The sequence below is a fragment of the Sporosarcina sp. G11-34 genome, assembly GCF_026931025.1.
Genome location: NZ_JAHNZW010000006.1, coordinates 15,003 through 37,044, shown reverse-complemented (window position 1 = coordinate 37,044; position 22,042 = coordinate 15,003). Strand labels below are relative to the sequence as shown.

At 41.0% G+C, this 22,042-nt stretch carries 20 protein-coding genes; 19 read left to right on the top strand and 1 reads right to left on the bottom strand.

What is annotated here, in order from left to right; translation table 11 throughout:
• The first annotated feature begins 58 nt into the window (after positions 1-58).
• From KSU66_RS09765 to recA, 14 genes are all read left to right on the top strand, one after another.
• Positions 59-2,392 (top strand): DNA translocase FtsK, encoded by a 2,334-nt coding sequence (locus KSU66_RS09765; protein ID WP_269051262.1) that lies wholly within the window; start codon positions 59-61, stop codon positions 2,390-2,392.
• A gap of 124 nt (positions 2,393-2,516) precedes the next feature.
• Positions 2,517-3,245: a GntR family transcriptional regulator gene (locus KSU66_RS09760; protein ID WP_269051500.1), complete on the top strand. Its 729-nt coding sequence runs from the start codon at positions 2,517-2,519 to the stop codon at positions 3,243-3,245.
• Between the two features lie 46 nt (positions 3,246-3,291).
• Positions 3,292-4,371, top strand: a complete 1,080-nt coding sequence (locus KSU66_RS09755; RefSeq protein WP_269051261.1) for a BMP family lipoprotein — start codon at positions 3,292-3,294, stop codon at positions 4,369-4,371.
• Positions 4,372-4,529: 158 nt separating this feature from the next.
• Positions 4,530-6,101 carry an ABC transporter ATP-binding protein gene (locus KSU66_RS09750; RefSeq protein WP_269051260.1) on the top strand — a complete coding sequence of 524 codons (1,572 nt, stop codon included), beginning with the start codon at positions 4,530-4,532 and terminating at the stop codon, positions 6,099-6,101.
• Positions 6,091-7,137, top strand: a complete 1,047-nt coding sequence (locus KSU66_RS09745) for an ABC transporter permease (protein WP_269051259.1) — start codon at positions 6,091-6,093, stop codon at positions 7,135-7,137. Before KSU66_RS09750 ends, KSU66_RS09745 begins: the two co-directional genes overlap by 11 nt.
• Position 7,138: 1 nt before the next feature.
• On the top strand, positions 7,139-8,098 hold the full coding sequence (locus KSU66_RS09740; RefSeq protein ID WP_269051258.1) for an ABC transporter permease: 960 nt from the start codon (positions 7,139-7,141) through the stop codon (positions 8,096-8,098).
• A 190-nt stretch (positions 8,099-8,288) separates the two neighbouring features.
• The gene (gene yfmF / locus KSU66_RS09735) at positions 8,289-9,578 is read left to right on the top strand and encodes an EF-P 5-aminopentanol modification-associated protein YfmF (RefSeq protein ID WP_269051257.1); all 1,290 of its coding nucleotides are present in this window, start codon (positions 8,289-8,291) and stop codon (positions 9,576-9,578) included.
• Positions 9,565-10,863, top strand: coding sequence for an EF-P 5-aminopentanol modification-associated protein YfmH (gene yfmH, locus KSU66_RS09730; protein ID WP_269051256.1), 1,299 nt, complete (start codon positions 9,565-9,567; stop codon positions 10,861-10,863). Before yfmF ends, yfmH begins: the two co-directional genes overlap by 14 nt.
• Positions 10,860-11,594 carry an elongation factor P 5-aminopentanone reductase gene (gene ymfI, locus KSU66_RS09725; RefSeq protein WP_269051255.1) on the top strand — a complete coding sequence of 245 codons (735 nt, stop codon included), beginning with the start codon at positions 10,860-10,862 and terminating at the stop codon, positions 11,592-11,594. Before yfmH ends, ymfI begins: the two co-directional genes overlap by 4 nt.
• Positions 11,595-11,710: 116 nt before the next feature.
• Positions 11,711-12,508 (top strand): DUF3388 domain-containing protein, encoded by a 798-nt coding sequence (locus KSU66_RS09720; RefSeq protein ID WP_269051254.1) that lies wholly within the window; start codon positions 11,711-11,713, stop codon positions 12,506-12,508.
• A 16-nt stretch (positions 12,509-12,524) separates the two neighbouring features.
• Positions 12,525-13,400 carry a helix-turn-helix domain-containing protein gene (locus tag KSU66_RS09715; RefSeq protein WP_269051253.1) on the top strand — a complete coding sequence of 292 codons (876 nt, stop codon included), beginning with the start codon at positions 12,525-12,527 and terminating at the stop codon, positions 13,398-13,400.
• Between the two features lie 49 nt (positions 13,401-13,449).
• Complete coding sequence (gene pgsA, locus KSU66_RS09710) at positions 13,450-14,028, top strand: CDP-diacylglycerol--glycerol-3-phosphate 3-phosphatidyltransferase (RefSeq protein ID WP_269051252.1); 579 nt, start codon at positions 13,450-13,452, stop codon at positions 14,026-14,028.
• 17 nt (positions 14,029-14,045) lie between these two features.
• Complete coding sequence (locus KSU66_RS09705) at positions 14,046-15,299, top strand: competence/damage-inducible protein A (RefSeq protein ID WP_269051251.1); 1,254 nt, start codon at positions 14,046-14,048, stop codon at positions 15,297-15,299.
• Between the two features lie 175 nt (positions 15,300-15,474).
• The gene (gene recA / locus KSU66_RS09700) at positions 15,475-16,539 is read left to right on the top strand and encodes a recombinase RecA (protein WP_329958800.1); all 1,065 of its coding nucleotides are present in this window, start codon (positions 15,475-15,477) and stop codon (positions 16,537-16,539) included.
• A 131-nt stretch (positions 16,540-16,670) separates the two neighbouring features.
• Here recA and KSU66_RS09695 read toward each other — a convergent pair whose 3' ends face one another.
• The gene (locus KSU66_RS09695; RefSeq protein WP_269051250.1) at positions 16,671-16,814 is read right to left on the bottom strand and encodes a hypothetical protein; all 144 of its coding nucleotides are present in this window, start codon (positions 16,812-16,814) and stop codon (positions 16,671-16,673) included.
• 191 nt (positions 16,815-17,005) lie between these two features.
• Here KSU66_RS09695 and rny point away from each other — a divergent pair, with 191 nt between their 5' ends.
• The 5 genes from rny (at position 17,006) to KSU66_RS09670 (ending at position 21,943) form a co-directional block, all read left to right on the top strand.
• The gene (gene rny, locus KSU66_RS09690) at positions 17,006-18,562 is read left to right on the top strand and encodes a ribonuclease Y (protein WP_269051249.1); all 1,557 of its coding nucleotides are present in this window, start codon (positions 17,006-17,008) and stop codon (positions 18,560-18,562) included.
• 63 nt (positions 18,563-18,625) lie between these two features.
• On the top strand, positions 18,626-19,423 hold the full coding sequence (locus KSU66_RS09685; RefSeq protein ID WP_269051248.1) for a TIGR00282 family metallophosphoesterase: 798 nt from the start codon (positions 18,626-18,628) through the stop codon (positions 19,421-19,423).
• Between the two features lie 86 nt (positions 19,424-19,509).
• Positions 19,510-19,779, top strand: a complete 270-nt coding sequence (locus KSU66_RS09680) for a stage V sporulation protein S (RefSeq protein WP_269051247.1) — start codon at positions 19,510-19,512, stop codon at positions 19,777-19,779.
• A 188-nt stretch (positions 19,780-19,967) separates the two neighbouring features.
• A complete protein-coding gene (gene miaB / locus KSU66_RS09675; RefSeq protein WP_269051246.1) occupies positions 19,968-21,512 on the top strand; it encodes a tRNA (N6-isopentenyl adenosine(37)-C2)-methylthiotransferase MiaB in 1,545 nt (514 codons plus the stop codon).
• Positions 21,512-21,943, top strand: a complete 432-nt coding sequence (locus tag KSU66_RS09670; protein WP_269051245.1) for a RicAFT regulatory complex protein RicA family protein — start codon at positions 21,512-21,514, stop codon at positions 21,941-21,943. The genes miaB and KSU66_RS09670 overlap by 1 nt, the downstream gene beginning before the upstream one ends.
• The last annotated feature ends 99 nt before the right edge of the window (positions 21,944-22,042 follow it).

The window sequence follows — 22,042 nt, the reverse complement described above, 5'->3', positions numbered from 1 at the left end:
GCCAATTGAACGGCGGGAAATCCTTTTTTCATAAAAATACATCGAAAGGAGGACGCACATGGCTAAGAAAAGAAAAACAGGGAATAGGAAACCAAACGCTAGAAAAAAGAAAGATTCGGGACTGCATCCTTTATTGTATGAAGTCATTGGCCTAGTAATGATTAGCTTGGCCGTTATTATGATATTTGAATTTGGCCCGGTGGGAAGAGGACTTACGTCGTTATCTATGTTCGTTTTCGGTAACTGGTATGGTGCAATGCCATTATTACTAATCGTTCAAGCTCTTATTTTTATGATTAATAGAACAGTTGGTGGATTGAATAATAGGATTGTCATTGGAAGTTTATTTGTCCTAGCAAGTATTATTCTTTTGAGTCACGTTCAACTATTTAAGGAGCTCTATGCGAGTCGAACTTTACTATCTGACTCCGTACTTAAAGAAACATGGAAAGTTCTCGTAACAAATGACGGGATTACTACAAGGAGCGGAGCGCTTGGTGGTGGAATGGCTGGTGCATTCCTTTTTGCACTGTTCTTTTCTTTATTTGAGTCTGCGGGCGCAACGGTTGCGGGGATCTTGTTATTTTCGGTAGGGCTTATCCTTTTGACGGGAAAAGCAATTGTTCCTTACGCGGCAGAAAAATTACCCCCACTACTTGCAACGATAAAGGGGAACATTTCCAATAGTGTACGTCAAGAAAAGAAACCGGTTAAAAAGAAAGTTGAAAAAACAAAGGCTAACGGTTCAAAGAACAAAGTTAAAGCAGAAAATGAAACTGTTGCCCCGGAACCGACACATCAAACAATTGAAATAGAAGAAATACCGGCGCAACCAATTATTTCAGCCTTTAGTGAACGAATCGAAAAAATAAGTCCTGATGAACAACGCGCCGCTGAAGTACAACAAGAGAGTGTTGTGGAAGTTGTGAATTACACTGGCGTAACAGGCGAAGAAGAGAATGAATCCTATATTTTACCACCGGCAACTTTGCTAAAAGAAACACCTTACAACGATCAATCGGCAGAGTATGACTCCATTCAGGCAAACGCTCAAAAGCTTGAACGGACCTTTTTAAGTTTTGGTGTAAAAGCACGTGTTACACAAGTCCATTTAGGACCCGCTGTGACGAAATATGAAGTATTACCTGACACAGGTGTCAAAGTAAGTCGAATTGTCAGTTTGGCGGATGATATCGCACTCGCACTCGCAGCAAGCGATATTCGAATCGAAGCACCAATTCCCGGGAAATCAGCAGTTGGAATCGAAGTTCCAAATAGCGATATTGCGGTTGTTAGTTTGCGTGAAGTAATTGAAGCAAAGGAAAACAACCGTCCAGATTCAAAATTAATGATTTCCCTTGGCCGCGATGTAACTGGACAGGCTATGTTGGCGGAACTCAATAAAATGCCACATGTTCTCATTGCCGGTTCAACGGGTAGCGGGAAAAGTGTATGCATAAATGGAATTATTATTAGTATTTTAATGCGTACAAAACCTCATGAAGTAAAAATGATGATGATTGACCCGAAAATGGTGGAACTGAATGTGTACAACGGGGTCCCACATCTTCTTGCGCCGGTTGTGACGGATCCGCGAAAAGCATCACAAGCGTTAAAAAAAGTTGTATCTGAAATGGAACGACGCTACGAATTATTTTCACACACAGGTACGCGCAATATAGAAGGGTATAACGATCATATTGATATTTGGAACGAAGAAAATGAAGAGAAACATCCACGGATGCCGTATATCGTCGTTATTGTCGATGAATTGGCGGATTTAATGATGGTTGCCTCAAGTGATGTGGAAGATTCCATAACTCGTCTTGCACAGATGGCACGTGCCGCGGGAATCCATCTTATAATAGCAACCCAGCGCCCTAGTGTCGATGTAATCACGGGCGTTATTAAGGCCAATATTCCATCGCGTATTGCATTTGCTGTTTCATCTGCGATTGATTCGCGGACAATTCTTGACAGTGGCGGCGCAGAAAAACTTTTAGGAAGGGGCGATATGCTATTCCTACCAGCTGGTGTTTCTAAACCTGTTCGTATACAAGGTGCGTTTGTATCCGACAGCGAAGTTGAAGCAATTGTCGATTTTGTTATTGAGCAGCAAAAAGCTCAATATCAAGAAGAAATGATTCCGACTGATATTGTGGAAGTAGCTCCTCATGAGGAGACGGACGAATTATATGACGATGCCGTGCAACTTGTCACCGAACTACAAACGGCTTCCGTATCGATGCTGCAACGTCGTTTTAGAGTGGGCTATTCCAGGGCTGCACGAATTGTCGATCAAATGGAGTTGCGGGGTGTGGTTGGACCGCCAGAAGGGAGCAAACCGCGGCAAGTATTAATAGCGAAGGATGAAGTAGATATGCTTTCCTAAAACGTGAAATAAAAATATATAAAGACTTTGTTTATTTTATAAGCCGAAAGTGATATAGTATGGTTAATTAGTAACGTTGTAAAACATCAGAGGTCTGACCTCGGTGAAGGCGGTGATGGATGCAATGATGATAAAGTCGGATCAAAGACACCTTTATTTACAAGTAATTGAACGATTGAAGAAAGACATTGAAACGGGTGTATTTAAAGTGAACGAACGGTTTCCTTCTGAATTTGAACTCGCAAGGGAATTGGGTGTAAGTCGTGCGACACTAAGAGAGGCACTTCGTTTGCTTGAAGAGGAAAAAGTTATTGTTCGAAAACATGGCGTGGGAACGTTTGTTAATCCTAAGCCGTTATTTACATCCGGTATCGAACAATTATCGAGCGTATCTACAATGATTCGTAAAGCAGGTATGGAACCCGGTACAATATTTATGGACGTTTCTGAATCGGATCCGAGTGAAGAAGATATTGCTAAGTTTGATTGCAATAATGAAGACAAGCTTGTTACAATAAAAAGGGTACGCACAGCGGATGGAGATCCAGTCGTTTATTGCATAGACAATGTTTTGTCGAAAAATTTACCTCTAGGAACTGAAGAACTGTTAAACGTATCTATATTCGACGCAATTGAAAAGTCTGGAGAGATTCGAATCGATCAAGCGGTGGCCCATATTGAGCCTGTTGGCTATGACGATGAAGCGTCTTCCATTTTAAGGTGCGGAATTGACGTCCCGCTACTAGTCCTTTTTCAAAAGCATTATAGTGAAGAGGGCGAAATGGTTCTGTATTCGAAAAACTATTTTCGGGCAGACAAATTTAGTTTCCATGTTGTAAGAAAACGGGTATAAGACGCATATGCGTCCTACTATAAAAAAAAAATAGGAGGAGTTACTATTGAGTAAACGCAAATTTGGTCTTGCATTATCAATGCTTCTAGCTGCCGGTACAATTCTTGGTGCATGCGGAACGGATAAAGAAAAAGACGCAAAGAAAGACGGTACAACCGCTCCATCTGAATCAACTGAAAAAGCATTTTCGGTTGCGATGATAACAGATACGGGCGGTGTTGACGATAAATCGTTCAACCAATCGGCTTGGAAAGGGATTGTAGACTACGGGGAAAAAAATAATCTTAAAAAAGGCGATGGCGGGTACGATTACTTACAGTCGACTGATGCATCTGAATATGAGGCGAATTTGAACAGACTTGTACGTCGCGATTTTGACCTAGTTTATGGTGTTGGATTCCTACTGAAAGATGCACTTGAAACAATTGCATCACAACATAAAGATAATATGTTTGGGCTTGTAGATGAAGAATCCGATGTTGCAAACATAGCAAGCATTATGTTTAAAGAGCAAGAAGGTGCTTTTCTTGCAGGTGCTGTAGCCGCACTAATGACGAAATCAGATAAGGTTGGTTTTGTAGGTGGCATGGAATTTCCGGTTATTGAACGCTTCCATGCAGGCTTCGTGGCAGGGGCAAAAACTGTTAACCCTGACATTGTAGTAGATGTACAGTATACGGGTGACTTCGATAAAGCTGAACTTGGTAAAGCAGCGGCAAATCGTATGTATACTTCTGGCGTAGATATTATTTTCCACGCCGCGGGTGGCGCGGGTAACGGTGTTTTTGCAGAAGCAAAAGAACGTAAAGCAGTAGATCCTGACGCATATGTTTGGGTAATCGGTGTTGACTCCGACCAATATGAAGAAGGTAAAGTTGGTGATGCCAACATTACATTAACTTCAATGCTTAAGCGTGTTGACTTAGCTGTTATGAAAACTGCGGAACTTGCTGCTAAGGGCGAATTTCCAGGCGGCGAAATAACGAGATATGGTTTGGCCGATGGTGCGATTGCACTTGCTGATTCACGCGGTGCAATTCCACAAGAAGTTCTAGATAAAGTTGATGAGTTTGCAAAAGAGATTGCTGAAGGCAAAATTGAAGTGCCAGAAAAACCAACAAAATAATAATCATATATAGAATTGTGAAGGCTGGGGTGACCCGGCTTTCATAGTTTTATTTTACGAAGTACATTTAAAAATTAATACAAGAAAGATTTCCAAGAATGGAGCTTTTTCTTGTACTAATTTAAACTATAAATCCCAATTGCGAGGAAGTGGGCCCAGTGGAATACGTCATTGAGATGTTAAATATAAGAAAAGAATTCGGTAATTTTGTTGCAAATGATAATATTACTTTGCAATTAGAACAAGGTGAAATTCACGCACTGTTAGGAGAAAACGGTGCAGGGAAATCGACTTTGATGAATGTTCTTTTCGGGCTATATCAACCTGAAGGCGGAGAAATCCGGGTTCGTGGTCAAAAGGTTGACATAACCAATCCGAACGTTGCAAACAATCTTGGTATTGGAATGGTTCACCAGCATTTTATGCTTGTTGAGAATTTAACAGTAACTGAAAATATTATTTTAGGTAATGAACCGAAGAAAATGGGGATAATTAATATTCGCGAAGCGGCGAACAAGGTTGCAGCGATCTCAAAGCTATACGGTTTAAATGTCGATCCGTATGCAAAAATACAAGATATTTCAGTTGGTATGCAACAACGTGTTGAGATATTGAAAACGCTTTATCGGGGTGCGGATATTCTTATTTTTGATGAACCTACAGCCTCGTTAACACCACAGGAAATCAACGAATTGATTGCAATCATGAAGAAGTTGATTGAAGAGGGAAAATCAATCATTATAATCACACATAAACTTCAGGAGATAATGGATGTTTCAGATCGTGTTACTGTCATCAGAAAAGGTGAAGGCATTGGAACGGTTATTACGTCAGAAACAAATCCAGAAGAACTGGCAACACTTATGGTTGGTCGTCAAGTGTCATTTAAGACCGAGAAAGGCCCTTCGAATCCAACCGAAGAAGTATTGAAAGTTGAGAATCTTATCGTAGAAGATTCCCGCGGCGTTCAAAAAGTAAAAGGGTTAAATCTTTCGGTTCGAAGAGGGGAAATTGTTGGGATTGCAGGTATTGATGGAAACGGGCAATCTGAACTTATCGAGGCGATTACCGGACTCCAGAAAGTGAAAAGTGGTAAAATCACAATCAATTCGATAGATGTTACGGGCAAGAAACCGCGTCAGATCACCCAAGCAGGAATCGGTCATATTCCCCAGGATAGACATAAACATGGTCTTGTTCTTGATTTTACGGTTGGTTATAATGCAGTGCTTCAAACCTATTATCAGAAACCCATTTCGAATAAAGGGATTATGAATTACAAGCTTGTTTCTGAAAAAGCAAAAGAACTTATTGAAGCATACGATGTTCGATCACAAGGTGAGCATGCGTTAGCGCGCTCGTTGTCGGGTGGGAATCAGCAGAAACTTATTATTGGGCGCGAAGTGGACCGTGATCCAGATTTGCTCATTGCAGCATTACCGACACGTGGTTTGGACGTCGGAGCGATTGAATTTGTTCATAAAAGACTAATCGAGCAACGGGACCGAGGTAAAGCGGTTTTACTAATCTCATTTGAGCTCGATGAAGTAATGAATGTATCCGACCGAATTGCAGTTATATATGACGGCATAATTATTGACACAGTGAAACCTACGGAAACAACAGAACAGGAGCTTGGACTCCTTATGGCGGGACATTCAAAAGCAGAAATGATAATTGTTGGAGACGAAGTTGTTTTGGAAGAAGGTGACAGTGACAATGTCAAATAGAGTCGTCAATTTATTGGTGCCTGTCATATCTATTATACTTGGCTTACTCGTCGGAGCAGTTGTCATGTCAGTGAGCGGATATGATCCGGTTAAAGGATATATCGCATTGTATAATGGTATTTTCGGAGATGTATATGCAATGGGTGAAACGATTCGGCAAATTAGCCCATACATTTTAGCAGGGCTTGCAGTTGCATTCGCATTCCGTACCGGATTATTTAATATAGGTGTTGAGGGTCAACTTATTGTGGGCTGGTTTGCTGCTGCCTACGTAGGAACTGCATTTGATCTTCCGAAAATAATTCACTTGCCGTTCGCCCTTTTAGCTGCGGCTTTGGCAGGAGCTCTTTGGGGGTTTGTACCAGGAATTTTGAAAGCAAAATTTCGGGTTCACGAAGTTATTGTAACAATAATGATGAACTATATTGCACTTCATACAGTAAATGCACTTATAAAAACGGTGTCGGGTGGGGATTTTAAAACAGGTAAAGTTAAAGAAACAGCGTCCTTACGTTCTGAATTTTTATCTAATCTCACCGATTTTTCAACACTTCATTATGGGATCCTTGTTGCACTTGCAATGGTTGGTTTCATGTGGTTTATTCTTGAAAAAACGAAAACAGGTTATGAGCTTAAATCGGTAGGTTTTAACGATCATGCATCGCAATATGCAGGGATGAATGTTAATAAAAATATCGTTCTTTCAATGGTTATTTCCGGTGCGTTTGCAGGTCTTGGAGGTGCAATGGAAGCTCTTGGAACATTTGGTTTCATGGCAATCTCAGGCGGCTTTACGGGCATTGGATTCGATGGCATTGCAGTTGCGCTGTTAGGTGCTAATACACCACTCGGAGTTATTTTCGGTGCATCATTATTTGGTTCTTTAAAATACGGTGCGGGTAATATGCCGAATGAAGCAGACATTCCGCTAGAAATTGTTTCTATTATTATTGCGCTCATCATTTTCTTCGTAGCATCCGGATATATCATACGTGTCGTTCTTAACCGGATGAATAAGAAAAAGGAGGCGAAGTAAATTGGGCTTTCTAGATTTACTTTATTTTATCATACCAATAACAATTTCATATGCCGCGCCTCTAATTTTTACCGCTATCGGTGGGGTATTTTCCGAACGCTCTGGTGTTGTCAATATAGGCCTTGAAGGGCTTATGGTAATGGGTGCTTTTACAGGTATTATGTTCAACTTGTTTTATGCAGATACATTTGGCGCGTGGACACCATGGCTTGCGTTATTTGTAGCAATGATTGTTTCGGCAATATTTTCTATATTGCATGCGGTCGCATCGATTACATTTCGTGCCGATCAAGTTGTTTCAGGCGTAGCTATTAACATGCTTGGGATTGCTATCGCATTATTTACGGTGAAAATGGTTTTCGGTAAAGGACAAACGGATTTTATCCAACGTAGTATCCCGCGCTTTAATGTTCCGTTTTTACAAGACATTCCTTTTATTGGACCGATGTTTTTCAAAGGAATATACGGCTCTTCTATTTTAGCGATAGGTGTTGCGATTCTTGCTTGGTTCATTATTTATAAAATGCCATTTGGCCTTCGTCTTCGCTCGGTTGGTGAACATCCAATGGCTGCTGATACGATGGGGATTAACGTCACACGTATTCGGTACATTGCCGTTATCATTTCGGGTGGTCTTGCGGGTATTGGTGGTGCAATTTATTCTCAAACAATGACAAATGATTTTGGTCACGCAACAATTAATGGTCAAGGTTTTATGGCACTTGCCGCGATGATTTTCGGTAAGTGGCATCCAATAGGTGCGATGGGCGCGGCCTTGTTCTTTGGGTTTGCGCAAGCCCTTGCAATTAGTGCTCCGAGCATTGAATTTTTGAAAAATGTTCCGACGGTATATCTTCACATTTTACCTTATGTACTGACGATTCTTGCACTTGCTGGATTCATCGGTAGGGCGAATGCTCCAAAAGCAAATGGACAACCATATATTAAAGGCAATCGCTAATAATAAAAAGCTGCCATGTAAGTCGGTTACTTCTGACTTCGGGCAGTTTTTTTAGTGTATCGAATCGGCTTTTATTATCTTCTACTTATGATACAATTGATTATTTTCGTCGGATTATTTGCCTACTTCTACAATCGGAATGTATAGTGAAGTGAGGATTCCGCATATTAACAAAAACAGGGGTGTTAAAATGTTCAGAAAAACAAAAGTTCAAGAAGGCGTTACATTATACACTCGAAAGTCTGACCAATTTAAAACAGTTAACTTTTCGATTAAATGGAAAGGCAATCTTGACGAAAAGTCTGCTTCTGCCCGTTCAGTACTTGCCAACGTACTACAAGATTCCAATAGCTTGTACCGCACACAAAGCGAACTTGGTAACGCGTTAGATGAGCTGTATGGAACAGTGCTTTACACGGACGTTGGAAAACGTGGAAATACACATATCATGTCGCTAAGTGTGGAATGTGTAAATGATGAGTATTTACAAAGTGACGGTGTGCTTGAAGACGTCATTTCGTTAATTCAAACGGTGATTTTTGAACCGAACATGGTTGACGGAAATTTCGATTCCACGATCGTCAACCGAGAAAAAAGGTCTGTCGTTGAACGGATTCGTTCGCAATATGATGATAAGGCAAGATATGCGCAAAAAAGAATGCTTGAAATTTTAAGACCTAATAGTTCAACTTCTGCTTCTTCTTACGGTACGGAGGAAGACGTAAATAAGCTGACGCTCGAAGGGATTTTGTCGGCTTATCATCAAATGTTGAACGAAGATGAAATCGACATTTACGTTGTCGGGGATATCGATGAAGAGAATATTATTGCAAAGTTGCAAAGTGTGTTGCGTTTTGAGGGACGTCCCGTACGTCAACAAAATGTAACTGTTGAACAGTCGGTAAGTGAATCGACTGAAATTCAACATGTTCGTGAACAACAAGATATGAAGCAAGGAAAGCTTCATATGGGATTCAGTACCCCAGTCACATTCCATCATCCAGATTATCCTAAAATGCAAGTGACAAATGGCATTTTCGGTGGATTTGCGCATAGTAAATTATTTATGAATGTGCGTGAAAAAGAAAGCATGGCGTATTATTCATCTAGTTCGTATTCATCCCATTATGGTCTTGTTTATGTAATGGCAGGTATTGATGCAGAACTAGAAGACAAGGCTGTGAAATTGATTACTGAACAGCTAACGGCGTTGCAAAATGGAGAAATTACAGATCTTGAGCTCGAACAGACGACGGCATTATTGAAAAATGGAATTAAAAGTACATTCGATTCTGCAAAAGGGCAGATTGAAGTATTTGATCAGTTTAAAGAGCTTGATGAAAACTTCACCGCCGATCAACTCATTTCTACATGGGAATCGGTCACAAAAGAAGATGTTCAAAAGATGGCATCGGAAATCGACTTAGAGATTGTCTATTTGCTATCAGGGAAGGAGGCTGCCGACGTTGAAGAAAATTGAATTTGAAAGCTTGCAGGAAACATTGTATAACGAGAAACTTCCTAACGGGCTAGACGTCTATATATTACCGAAACGTGGTTACTCCAAAACGTTCGTTACTTTTACGACGAAATACGGATCGATTGACCGAACGTTTATACCAAATGGTAAAGAAGAAGCTGTTACTGTTCCAGACGGAATTGCGCATTTTCTTGAACATAAAATGTTTGAAAAAGAAGATGGCGATGTGTTCCAGAAATTTAGTGTTCAAGGAGCATCTGCGAACGCATTTACTTCATCTACAAGAACAGCTTATCTTTTCTCGGCAACCGATCAACTATATGAGAACACACAAACACTTCTTGATTTTGTTCAAGAACCTTACTTTACTGAACAAACTGTAGAAAAAGAAAAAGGCATTATTGCCCAAGAAATAACGATGTATGATGATCTGCCTGATTGGCGGTTATATTTTGGAGCAATTGAAAATATGTTCCATGAGCATCCAGTGAAGATTGATATCGCCGGAACGGTTGAATCGATTCAAGATATAACAGCAGATTATTTATATGAATGTTACGAAACGTTCTATCATCCGTCAAACATGGTGTTATTCGTCGTTGGCGCGGTAAATCCAGAAGAAATGATGGCCTTTATTAAAAAAGATCAAAACAGTAAAACGTTCAATGAACCAGCTGAAATTGTACGTGAATATCCTGAAGAACCAAATACGGCTGCAATAAGTGATCGTTCCATTACGATGGATGTCACGAAGCCAAAAATGAGTTTTGCAATGAAGTGTACGAATACGGATATTGAAGGAGAAGAGATGCTGATGCAAGAGTTGTCAGCGGGTCTCGTCCTCGATATTTTGTTTGGACGATCATCCAATTTTTACACGGCTGCATACAGAGATGGACTCATAGACGAATCTTATTCGTATGACTTCTCAATGGAAAAGGGTTATGGATTTGCAATGATTGTATCGGATACAGACAATCCAGAAGGCCTCGAAAAGTCAATAAGAAAGACGATTCAAGAAGCAACGGCAACTTGGCCAATTACAGATACAGATGTAGACCGAATGAGGAAGAAGAAGATTGGGCAATTCATGCGGTCATTAAATTCCCCTGAATTTATAGCCAATCAATTTACTCGTTACACTTTTAATCGCATGAATTTATTCGACGTTGTTTCGGTCCTTGAAAAAATGACGCTTGTGAACTTAAAGGATGCGTTTGAGACATTTAGCGACGACAGTGGACATACAGTATTCAAAGTAGTTCCAGCTAAACAAGAAGCATGACGCGTCGCGGTTACTGTGTTGTCCTCGGTGCTTCGGGTGGGATTGGGCAGGAAATCTGCCGGGATCTCGCCGCTGATGGGTGGTCGCTTTATATTCATTTCAATACCAACTTGGAACAAGCACTAAAGCTTCAAACGGAATTGCATTTGAATTATCCTAAATCGGATTTTAAAATGATTCACAGTGATTTGTCAAAAGTGGACGGTGCCGACATTCTGGCGAAAAGTGTGACTAATATAGGTGCCGTTGTCGTTGCGAATGGGCAAGAGATGTATAAATTATTGTCTGAGACAACAGCGGACGACATGGATGCCCTTTGGAAAAATCACGTGCAAAATCCAGCGCGGTTTATAGGACTTGTTTCGCCACAGCTTCGCACGTTTGAAAAGTCATATGTCGTCTTTATTGGTTCAATATGGGGGAATACGGGTGCAGCTGGGGAAGTGATGTATTCTGCCGTAAAAGGAGCGCAACATGCATTTGTAAAAGCGTATGCGAAAGAAGCTGCCTATTCTTGCATACGAGTAAATGCGGTTGCACCTGGCTGGATTGAAACGCGTATGAATGAAGACATTCCACTGGACGAAAAGCAAATGATTATCGACGAAATACCATTGATGTCACAAGGAAAACCGGAGGATGTAGCACATGCGGTAAGTTTTCTTCTTAGTGGCAAAGCAGATTATATAACAGGTGAAATACTGAAGGTAAATGGCGGTTGGTATATGTAGTGGGAAAAGGGTGAAGGGTTACCCTTTTTCTTTTTTCCTTTTCTTAATGCCTTTAATCGGCTATTATTAAGAGTAAGTTAATTTTAATTGTTTATACTGGAAGGGATGTGTCTCAAATGGGTGAATGGTATTGCGAATATGAAATCCAAGTAAACCGTCCCGGTCTTCTAGGTGATATTGCATCACTACTTGGGATGTTGCGAGTGAACATTGTAACGATTAATGGGGTTGATAGCGGACGTCGGGGAATGTTGCTTAAGACCGAAGACGATGACCAGATTGAACGTTTCGAACTGATTGCATCTACAATGGAAACAATTAAAGTGAAGAAAATTCGCGAGCCGAAATTAAGGGATATTCTTGCCGTGCGTCACGGGCGTTATATTCAACGGGATATAGACGACAAAAAAACATTCCGGTTTCTTCGAAATGAACTTGGAGTTCTAGTGGACTTTATGGCGGAACTGTTCAAACAAGACGGCCATAAATTGATTGGAATTAGGGGCATGCCTCGTGTTGGGAAAACGGAATCGATTGTCGCGGCTAGTGTTTGTGCAAATAAGAAATGGATATTTCTTTCATCGACAATGATTAAGCAAACTGTGAGGAACACTCTAGCAGGGGATGAGTTTTCTAAAAATAATATATTTATACTGGATGGTATTGTGTCACGAAAAGCATCGGATGAGCGACATTTACAGCTCGTTCGAGAAATGATGCGCATTCCTTCTATAAAAGTAGTTGAACATCCGGACATATTTGTCCAACATTCCGAGTATAATATTGAGGATTTTGATTACATTATTGAATTGCGAACGACTCCGGACGAAGAAATTACATATGAAGTTTTGGAACAAAATCATATGATGTCTGACCGGGGATCAGCGGGAGGATTCAACATATTTAATTTTTGATAGGTAGGTGTTTTTGGTGTCTGGATTAGGTGATCGTCTTAGAGAGGCGAGAACAGCAAAAGGTTTTACGTTAGACGATTTACAGTTAATAACTAAAATACAAAAAAGATATCTTTTAGGTATCGAAAATGAAGATTACAGCATAATGCCGGGGTCTTTCTATGTACGTGCTTTTATTAAGCAATATGCAGATGCGGTAGGGCTTAATGCGGACGAAATGCTTTTGTTATACAAGGACAGCGCACCGTCCGTAAAATCTGAAGAGGAACAAAATCGAAATCAGCATGCGACACCAACACTAAACAGAAGTAGTATGTCAAGAAGTAGGAATAATCGATTCAGCGAAATAATGCCTAAAATTACGGTTGCACTTTTTATTATTGTCATAATTGTAGTTGTTTATTTCTTGTATAAACATACTGAAACTACGAAGCCGATAGAAGACGTAGGAACACAAGATCCAATAACAATGCAAGATAGTAACAAAACGGATCCTGGAAAACCAGCTGTAAAAACGGATGGCGAAGATAAAAAAGACGACGAAAATGCAGAAAAGGACACCGTAGTTGCCAAGCAAACGCTTGAGCATGTACAAGTGGCTGGTGAAACGTCAACGTATTCTTTAACGGGAACAGATACGTTTTCACTTGAAATACGTACGAAGGGTGCTTCATGGATCAGTGTATTAGATAGTTCCAAAAAAGAACGGATGACTCCCGCTCGCGAAATGGCGGCTGGAGAAAAAGTAGTGTTAGAAGTAGCAGATTCAGAATCTGTTCGAATTCGTGTTGGTCAGACGCCATCGGCTGAAATATATGTAAATGGCGAGCTTCTTGAATATACATCAGATCGTGTTACACAAAATATACTTATTGAATATAAGAAAGAATAATAGTCATCTACGTAGATGACTATTTTCTTTGAAAGGAAAGTGCTTCCAAGTGAATTTACCAAATAAAATAACAGTATCACGTATACTGCTCATTCCAATTTTTATGTTATTTATGCTTGTCGATTTCGGTTTTGGACATGTAGTTGTTGCAGGAACAGAAATGGAGTTAGGTCATCTAATTGGGGGGCTTATATTCATATTCGCTTCATTAACTGATTGGCTAGATGGTTATATTGCAAGAAAGTATGATCTAGTAACGAATATGGGGAAATTTCTTGATCCGCTTGCGGACAAATTACTCGTTTCCGCTGCACTAATTATTTTGGTTGAACTCGGGACGGCACCTTCTTGGATAGTTATTGTAATTATTAGTCGTGAGTTCGCAGTGACAGGTCTACGACTTATTCTTGCTGGAGGCGGAGAAGTTGTAGCTGCTAACCAACTCGGTAAAATTAAAACTGCCGCACAGATTGTTGCCATTTCATCATTGCTTTTGAATAATATATTTTTCGAATCGATGGGTGTGCCTTTTGGCATGATTATGCTTTACATTGCGCTTATATTTACGGTTTGGTCGGGTGCAGATTACTTTTATAAAAACAGACGTATATTAGTCGAATCGATGTAAAAGGGGGGATTCGTTAGATGAGGGCGGAAATTATTGCAGTAGGTTCAGAATTGTTGCTTGGTCAAATTATGAATACGAACGCAAAGTTTATTTCTTCGCGTCTTGCAGAAGTTGGAATTGATGTTTATTATCATACAGTTGTTGGTGACAATCCGGCTCGGTTGGAAGAAGTTATTTCGATTGCAAAAAAACGTGCTAACATCCTTATTTTCACTGGCGGGTTAGGACCGACGAAAGACGATTTGACAAAAGAAACGATTGCTCGCCAAATTGGTTCAACACTTGTTAGTGACGACGAAGCGCTGCTTTATATTACTCAGTATTTCAAACGTACTGGGAGAGATATGACGGAGAACAACAAAAAACAAGCACTTGTTTTTGAAGGTGCAAAAGTACTGCCAAACCGAACGGGTATGGCTCCGGGTATGGCCGTCGAAAAAGAAGGTATACATTACATACTTTTACCAGGGCCGCCGCATGAGATGGAACCGATGTTTACGAATGAGGCAACTCCGTATTTATTCGAAGCTCTTGGCACACAGGAAGTAATTACGTCCCGCGTTCTGAAGTTTTACGGAATCGGTGAGGCAGAGCTTGAGTTCCGCATACAAGATTTATTGGAAAAACAGACGAATCCATCGATTGCACCTCTTGCAACTGCTGGAGCAGTTACGTTGAGAATTACTGCTAAAGCAAGTTCAGTGGAAGTAGCAAATCAACTGATTGATCCTGTGGAAAAAGAAATAAAATCACTCGTTGGTGAATTTATTTATGGAATGGATGAGGATACACTATCATCCAAGGCGGCTGACTTACTTCAACAAAATAATTTTACACTTGCCGCCGCCGAAAGTTTAACAGCTGGACTTTTTATGGCGGAGTTAGCAGATGAGCCTGGGATTAGTTCGTCTTTGTCAGGCGGAATCGTCGTCTACAATAATGACATGAAAGTTAGCCAACTTAGTGTTGATCCGGGCTTGCTTGCAGAGCATGGTGCTGTCAGTGCAGAGTGTGCGGAAGTATTAGCAGTGAACGTGAAGCATAAATTTGGTACAAGTATAGGGGTAGGAATAACGGGCGCAGCAGGTCCCGACCCGCACGACGGAGAGCCAGTCGGAACTGTGTGGATTAGTATTGCCATGCCAAACGCTAAACCGAAAACGCATAAATTGGCCCTTTCAGGATCGAGAAATACAAATCGGTTGCGTTCGGCTCGATTTGCACTTTATTACTTAATTAAGTATTTGACAGAAAATGAGTCGAAAAATTAACTTTCCACATGAATATGAGATAAAAGCTTAACTTCGACCTATATATTCAAATGAAAATGCAATTGTAAGAACTTAATCGAATAAGTGTTCGTTTTTTAGTTGAGTATTTCTCATTAAAAGAGTATAGTAGGGATAGTAAGAAAAACAGAACATTATTTTGAAGGAGGAAATAAATTTGAAGGATCGTAAAGCCGCACTCGATATGGCGTTGAAACAAATTGAAAAACAATTCGGCAAAGGGTCAATTATGAAGCTTGGAGAAAAGACTAATCGTGGTATTTCTACAACTTCAAGTGGCTCACTTGCACTTGATATAGCACTTGGCGTAGGTGGATATCCACGTGGCCGTGTAGTTGAAATCTATGGACCTGAAAGTTCGGGGAAAACGACAGTTTCACTTCACGCAATCGCGGCGGCGCAGGCGGCAGGTGGCCAAGCGGCGTTTATCGATGCTGAACATGCGCTCGACCCAGAGTATGCAAAAAGACTTGGTGTAAACATTGATGAACTTCTATTGTCACAACCTGATACAGGAGAGCAGGCACTTGAAATTTGTGAAGCGCTTGTTCGAAGTGGAGCAGTTGACATCGTTGTTATTGACTCCGTAGCTGCGCTCGTACCAAAAGCGGAAATTGAAGGAGAGATGGGTGCTTCCCACGTCGGTCTACAAGCTCGACTGATGTCACAAGCACTACGTAAATTGTCTGGTGCCATTAACAAGTCCCAAACAAATGCAATATTCATCAACCAAATTCGTGAAAAAGTTGGGGTTATGTTCGGAAGTCCAGAAGTAACTCCTGGTGGACGCGCGCTTAAATTCTACGCATCTGTCCGTATCGATGTCCGTCGAGGCGAAGCTATAAAAGACGGAAACGATATCGTTGGAAACAAAACTCGAATTCGAGTTGTGAAAAACAAAGTTGCACCTCCATTCCGTTTGGCCGAGGTCGATATTATGTATGGACTTGGGATTTCGAAAGAAGGGGAAATCGTCGATCTTGGTACGGATGCCGAAGTCGTCCAGCGCAGTGGATCATGGTATTCTTATGAGGGCGAACGCCTTGGACAAGGACGCGAAAATGCAAAACAATTTCTTATGGAGAACCCCGCCATTCGCGAGGAAATCGACAAAAAAATTAGAGCATCTTTCGGTCTTGATGGGGAACCCGTCGTAGTTGACGGCCACGATGTGGATGATGAAGAAGAACTTGCACTCCTTCTTGAGGAAGAAAAAAAATAAGTCACCCATATATGCTGAACATATGAATGTCCAAAACCATTCCAACTCCTAAAGCGGTTGGAATGGTTTTTTTGCTGTATATGCTGACCTTTTGAATGTGAATACCAATCTAGCGAAGGCATCGCTTAGCACTAAGCTTTCGCAGATGTCCGCTCAAATCGTTGTAATGCCCACTTTATCCATGATAATGTCCACTCAATCGGATGGGATGTACTCTCTTTTCGCAGATGTCCGCCTAAATCGCCGTAATGCTCGCTCTTCTCGCGGGTTTCCACTCTTTAAAACCCGGAGTCCGGATGTTTATTTTCTTGAATAGAGACCCGTGAATCCTTGACAGGTCATTTTTACACATATACAATTAGGTTGTATAATTGTACATCCATTATAATATGATTTTGGCAGTATGTTGAATGTTGATATACGGGCCGACTGAAAATGAAAAGAATAAAAGTAGGAGGTGACTTGGATGTTGGAAATAATCATCTCCGTTTTGCTCGGCTTCATCGTCGGTGCTTTTGTTATCTATTTTGTTAATAAGAAAGTGAACGATTCAAAAGTGACAGGTGCTAAACACTCGGCTGAAACAATCGTCGAAGAGGCGAAGCGAGAAGCGGAGTCTGTGAAAAGAGAGGCACTCCTGGAAGCGAAGGATGAAACTCACAAACTGAGAATTGAAGCGGAATCAGAGATCCGTGATAGGCGATCAGAACTGCAAAAACAGGAAAATCGCCATTTACAACGGGAAGAAAATCTTGACCGCAAAGAAAATGCTCTCAACAAAAGAGAAGCGGGTCTGGAGCGCAAAGATGAGGCGCTTACCGGAAGACAACAGCAGATTGAACAGATGGAACGCAAGGCGGAAGAGCTCGTTACCGTCCAACAGACGGAACTTGAAAGGATATCTTCACTCACTAGGGAAGAGGGAAAGCAACTCATCCTAAGCGAAGTGGAAAAAGAACTTGCAACAGATATCGCCGTCATGACGAAAGAATCAGAACTGCAAGCAAAAGAAGAGTCAGACAAAAAAGCGCGTGAAATACTTTCTATCGCACTGCAACGTTTTGCAGCAGATCATGTTGCTGAAACAACGGTGTCGGTAGTCAACTTACCGAATGATGAAATGAAAGGTCGAATTATCGGTCGTGAAGGTCGTAATATTCGTACACTTGAAACGTTAACGGGAATCGATTTAATTATTGATGATACACCGGAAGCAGTTATTTTGTCAGGATTTGATCCAATTCGCCGTGAAACTGCACGTCTTGCACTTGAAAAACTTGTACAAGATGGTCGTATTCACCCAGCGCGAATTGAAGAAATGGTCGATAAGTCAAGACGCGAAGTGGACGAGCTTATCCGTGAAACGGGTGAGCAGACAACATTCGATATTGGTATTCACAATCTACATCCGGATTTAATAAAAATTCTTGGAAGATTGCGTTTCCGTACGAGCTACGGACAAAACGTTCTGAAGCATTCAACGGAAGTTGCATACCTTACAGGGCTTTTGGCGGCAGAGCTTGGAGAAGACGTTACGCTTGCAAGACGCGCAGGACTTCTTCATGACATCGGAAAAGCAATCGATCATGAAGTTGAAGGTAGTCATGTCGAAATTGGTGTGGAATTAGCAACGAAGTACAAAGAACATCCGGTCGTCATTAATAGTATTGCATCTCACCACGGAGATACAGAACCGACATCGGTTATTGCGGTGCTTGTCGCAGCGGCGGATGCATTATCGGCAGCTAGACCAGGTGCTCGAAGCGAAACACTTGAAAACTATATTAGAAGACTTCAAAAGCTTGAAGAAATTTCGGAATCATACGAAGGCGTCGAGAAATCATTTGCAATTCAGGCGGGGCGCGAAGTGCGCATTATCGTTCGACCTGACCAAATTGATGATATAACGGCCCATCGTCTTGCACGGGACATTCGAAAAAGAATTGAAGAAGAACTGGATTACCCAGGTCACATAAAAGTTACAGTCATCCGTGAAACAAGGGCGGTTGAATACGCAAAATAAGAAAAAGGGCTTCCGGACTGAAGTACTCGGAAGCCCTTTTTCTATTATGGAGAGGGTTTTTTTATGAAAGTATTATTTATTGGTGATATTGTTGGTTCCCCGGGACGAGATATGATTTATCGTTATTTACCACGGTTAAAAAGAAAATACAATCCAGACGTTGTCATTGCAAATGGTGAAAATGCTGCTTCTGGACGAGGCATTACAAAAGCAATCTTCGATGACTTGTTACGGGCCGGAGTGGATGTCATTACAATGGGAAACCATACGTGGGATCAAAAAGAAATTTACGACTTCATCGATGAAACAGATTATCTTATTCGCCCTGCGAACTTTTCAGATGAAGCGCCAGGTAAAGGAATGACAACAATTTCGCGTAATGGTGTAACATTATCCGTTATTAATCTCCACGGAAGGACGTTCCTTCCACCACACGGGGATCCATTTGCCAAAGCAGAAGAACTAATCGCGGAAGCAAAAGAAATATCGCCGCTTATTTTTGTTGATTTTCATGCAGAAGCGACAAGTGAGAAGATAGCTATGGGGTGGCATTTGGACGGACGAGCTTCAGTGGTCGTAGGAACGCACACACATGTTCAGACGGCCGATGACCGTATTTTGCCAGGGGGAACTGCTTATTTAACAGATGCGGGTATGACGGGCCCTTACGATGAAATTTTAGGTATGAAAAAAGAAGACGTTCTTTATCGTTTTAAAACAAATATGCCCGTTCGTTTTGAAGTACCAAAACAAGGTCGCACACAATTGAATGGCTTATTTACTGAAATTGACGATCAAACAGGAAAAGCACTTTTCGTAGAACGTGTTTCTATCAATGACGATCGTCCGTTTCAAGGGTGACTTGCGTCTAAACCATTCTTCTCTCTCATAGGATAGTTTATGGACAGTTCCGTTCCATAGACATCGGAAAATAAGGGGGAAAAATGGTGAATCCATTGAAAGTATCATCACGCTCGAATCCTAACTCAGTTGCAGGGGCACTCGTCGCAGTTATTAGAGAGCAAGGATATGCTGAAATGCAAGCGGTAGGGGCTGGAGCGCTGAACCAGGCAGTAAAAGCGATTGCTATTGCACGGGGGTTTGTTGCACCGAGCGGAGCGGATCTTACATGTGCACCCGCATTCACAGATATAACAATTAACGGTGAGGGACGGACTGCATTAAAGTTATTAGTTGAGAAAAAAGAACGAAAGTAAAACGATCAATTGCATACTAACAAATAAAGGTCATGGGGGAAACTCCAATGGCCTTTATTTGTTAGGCGAAATTTGTGACAAACAACCGACAAAACAAGCCTCTTCTTGTACAGTTGACCTATAGTTAAGTATAATATGTTCATGTATGTTAGTATTCCCGAAAGAGTGTAGGAAAGGGGAACGTTGTAATGAATGAAGAACAACGCCTGAATTCCGGGCTTTTAAAACCAGGTCTATCTAAATCAGCAGAAGAAAAGGATTACAGTCATTATTTTGAAAGTGTCTATACGCCGCCTTCATTGAAAGATGCGAGAAAACGCGGTCAAGAAGAAATCAAGTATCATGATGATTTTAAAATTGATGAGCGGTTTATTGGCATGGGAAAAGGCCGAAAGTTTCTTATTCGGACATACGGTTGTCAAATGAACGAACATGACACAGAAGTGATGGCTGGTATTTTCATGGGTCTTGGCTATGAGCCGACGGACACAGTTGAAGATGCAAACATTATTCTGTTGAACACATGTGCAATTCGTGAAAACGCGGAAAACAAAGTGTTCGGTGAACTAGGTCATTTAAAACCGCTTAAACAAAGAAACCCAGATGTGTTAATCGGGGTTTGTGGTTGCATGTCGCAAGAGGAATCCGTAGTCAATAAAATCTTGAAGACATATGACCAAGTGGATATGATTTTCGGAACCCATAATATCCACAGACTTCCTCATATTTTACACGAGGCATATATGTCGAAAGAAATGGTTATAGAAGTTTGGTCCAATGAAGGCGATATTATTGAAAACCTTCCCAAAGTACGTCATGGTAATATTAAAGCATGGGTCAATATTATGTATGGTTGCGATAAGTTTTGTACATATTGTATCGTTCCTTATACACGGGGCAAGGAACGAAGCAGAAGACCAGCAGATATCATTCAAGAAATAAGGCAATTAGCTGCGCAAGGTTATCAAGAAATAACGTTGCTCGGTCAAAACGTGAATGCATACGGGAAAGATTTCGACGACGTTGTTTACGGTTTGGGTGATTTAATGGACGATTTACGAAAAATAGACATTGCTAGGGTCCGTTTTACGACAAGTCATCCGCGCGATTTCGATGATGATCTCATTGAAGTACTTGCGAAAGGCGGCAATCTTGTTGAGCATATTCACCTACCGGTTCAATCGGGTTCAAGCGCTATATTGAAAATTATGGGTAGAATTTATACGAGAGAAGAGTTTCTGCTTCTCGTTCGTAAAATAAAGGAAGCCATTCCCGGTGTCGCTTTAACAACTGATATTATTGTCGGGTTCCCGAATGAAACAGATGAACAGTTCGAAGAAACGATGACTTTATATGAGGAAGTTGGTTTTGAAACGGCTTTCACATATATTTATTCTCCAAGGGATGGTACTCCAGCCGCGAAAATGAAAGATAATATCCCGATGGAAGTAAAAAAAGCGCGTCTTCAAAGACTCAATCAGCTTGTCAATGACTATTCCGCCAAGGCGATGAAGCCTTACGAAGGTGAAATTGTTGAAGTGCTCGTTGAAGGGGCAAGCAAAAGAAATGACGAAGTACTTGCGGGCTATACACGAAAAAGTAAGCTTGTGAACTTCAAAGCTCCACAGTCAGTTATTGGAAAGCTTGTGAATGTGAAAATTACAGCGGCGAAAACATGGTCGCTTGATGGTGAATTTTTAGGTGTTGTAGAAAAAGAAGAGGTGATGTCGTAATGGAAAAAAAGTATACAAAAGATGAAATTATTGCAAAAGCAGAAGAAATTGCGCTAATGATTGCGAATACGGAGCAAGTTGAATTTTTCAAACGTGCAGAAGAACAAATTAACGAAAATCAAAAAGTTCGTGAAAGCATTGCGAGCTTGAAATCATTGCAAAAACAAGCAGTTAACTTCCAACAGTATGGAAAAGAAAAAGCGCTTTCTATTATCGAAGGTAAAATTGATAAAGTTCAAGGCGACATTGACGCGGTTCCAATTGTTCAGGAATTCAAACAATCTCAAATGGAAGTCAATGATCTGTTACAACTTGTGTCGACTACAATTTCGAATGGTGTTACCGACGAAATCATTAAAGCAACAGATGGTGACTTGTTGCGTGGCGAAACAGGTTCTTACGTAAAAAATACGACATATGAAAAACTATAAAAATATATGACGAATCGGCGGGAAATAAATCCTGCCGATTTTTTCACTCTCTGGGCTCCTACTGCATAAGATGAATTGAACCGACTGAAGGAGGAATTG

Excerpts from the sequence above, each read along its gene's own strand:
- KSU66_RS09745 (WP_269051259.1), top strand. The coding sequence starts at position 6,091 with ATGTCAAATAGAGTCGTCAATTTATTGGTGCCTGTCATATCTATTATA.
- KSU66_RS09760 (WP_269051500.1), top strand. The coding sequence starts at position 2,517 with ATGATGATAAAGTCGGATCAAAGACACCTTTATTTACAAGTAATTGAA.
- KSU66_RS09705 (WP_269051251.1), top strand. The coding sequence starts at position 14,046 with ATGAGGGCGGAAATTATTGCAGTAGGTTCAGAATTGTTGCTTGGTCAA.
- miaB (WP_269051246.1), top strand. The coding sequence starts at position 19,968 with ATGAATGAAGAACAACGCCTGAATTCCGGGCTTTTAAAACCAGGTCTA.
- KSU66_RS09765 (WP_269051262.1), top strand. The coding sequence starts at position 59 with ATGGCTAAGAAAAGAAAAACAGGGAATAGGAAACCAAACGCTAGAAAA.
- yfmF (WP_269051257.1), top strand. The coding sequence starts at position 8,289 with ATGTTCAGAAAAACAAAAGTTCAAGAAGGCGTTACATTATACACTCGA.
- KSU66_RS09720 (WP_269051254.1), top strand. The coding sequence starts at position 11,711 with ATGGGTGAATGGTATTGCGAATATGAAATCCAAGTAAACCGTCCCGGT.
- KSU66_RS09670 (WP_269051245.1), top strand. The coding sequence starts at position 21,512 with ATGGAAAAAAAGTATACAAAAGATGAAATTATTGCAAAAGCAGAAGAA.
- KSU66_RS09685 (WP_269051248.1), top strand. The coding sequence starts at position 18,626 with ATGAAAGTATTATTTATTGGTGATATTGTTGGTTCCCCGGGACGAGAT.
- ymfI (WP_269051255.1), top strand. The coding sequence starts at position 10,860 with ATGACGCGTCGCGGTTACTGTGTTGTCCTCGGTGCTTCGGGTGGGATT.
- rny (WP_269051249.1), top strand. The coding sequence starts at position 17,006 with ATGTTGGAAATAATCATCTCCGTTTTGCTCGGCTTCATCGTCGGTGCT.